At 61.7% G+C, this 1,327-nt stretch carries 1 protein-coding gene; it reads right to left on the bottom strand.

The window, feature by feature from the left end:
- Positions 1-186 precede the first annotated feature (186 nt).
- Positions 187-1,305: an IS4 family transposase gene (locus RFM41_RS34035; protein WP_430691611.1), complete on the bottom strand. Its 1,119-nt coding sequence runs from the start codon at positions 1,303-1,305 to the stop codon at positions 187-189.
- Positions 1,306-1,327 lie beyond the last annotated feature (22 nt).

Raw genomic sequence — 1,327 nt, forward strand, 5'->3', positions numbered from 1 at the left:
GGCATAAGCGCTAAGATAGTGTTGGCATGGACTGAAACTTGCGTTTTCGTGGTGGCTCACGCCAACGATGTCGCAAGGCATGGAGATTTTGACGCAGGGCTGCCAATGGCGGCTGGGTAAAGATCGCTGCGATCAGGGAAGCGACGATCTGACGGGTAGCGCGCCACAACAGCGGGCGCCCGTCGCTCAAGGGGGAGAGACACCCAACTCCTGCGAGAGGGGTTCGGTCATAAGCGCGATGAGGAAGTGGGCAAGAATCCAAGGCTTTGCGATCCTTGAGTCTTTGGCGGGAGGCGCTCGCAGCCCGATTAGGCTCTTCAGGCGCTTGAAGGCGAGCTCGATGCGCCAGCGCATGCGATAGAGCTTGAGAACCGTGTCGGCGGGAAACTCCTCCCGGTCCAGCGAGGTCACAAGGATCACGAAGCCGGCCGCAATCAGCGTCTGCGGTTGAACCTTGTTGCCCTTGGCCTTGGCTTCCTTGGTGATTTTGCGTCGCGCTTCTTGTGCTGCGGCCTCGGATTTGCGTAAGGCGATCAGGCGCATCTTCACAGGCTCGCCCTTCTTGAGGGCCAGCCGCACAGACGTTTCGAAGACGTCCTCGCGGCGGCTCTCCAGGTGGCCGATGAGATCGAACGCCTCGCCGTTGGCGTCGAGCCATCGCGCATTCTTCCACGATGCGCGCACGACAACGTCGCCGCCTTGCGCCATGACCTTTGCGATCCGCTCGGCCTGCAGATAGGCGCGGTCGCCGATGCGGATCTCGCCCGCCACCACCGGCACGCGATCGATAAACTCGGCCTCGCTCTGGTCGGTGATCTCGAGGAAATCGAACTGCTCGCGCTCAAGCTCGAAGGCGCAGTGCATGCGCCAAAGGCCATTGTTCTTCTTCTCATGCGCACCGGCCTTGGCAACCGCCGTCGCATCGAGGATGCGGATCAGCCGGCCTTGAGCCAACCCTTTTTCCTCGCGCTTCAAAAGATGCCCAATCAACTGCTGCAGCCATGGCCCTGCATTGCGCAGCCGGCCGAGCAAGGCCACGTCCGAGATGTCGGCAATCCCGCTCGCCGCCGCCCAGGCCACAACGCCTCGCATGCCCACCTTGCCAAGGCAGTAAGCCAATGTCAGGCGCAACAGATCGCTCGCCGACCGGATGCCGCGCGGGCGCAGGAACGCCTTCGTCTCGCGAGCACTTTCTGCGATCAATTCTTCGCCGCCGAGCAACTCAATCGTCTCGGCCCAGCCGTCATCAACAAGCGATTCGTGTGTCATCCCCAGCGTAGAATCACAACCGATTCCGCGCCGCAATCCCTATCTTAGCGCCTATGCC

It is taken from the genome of Mesorhizobium vachelliae (genome assembly GCF_033977325.1).
GTDB lineage: Bacteria > Pseudomonadota > Alphaproteobacteria > Rhizobiales > Rhizobiaceae > Mesorhizobium > Mesorhizobium vachelliae.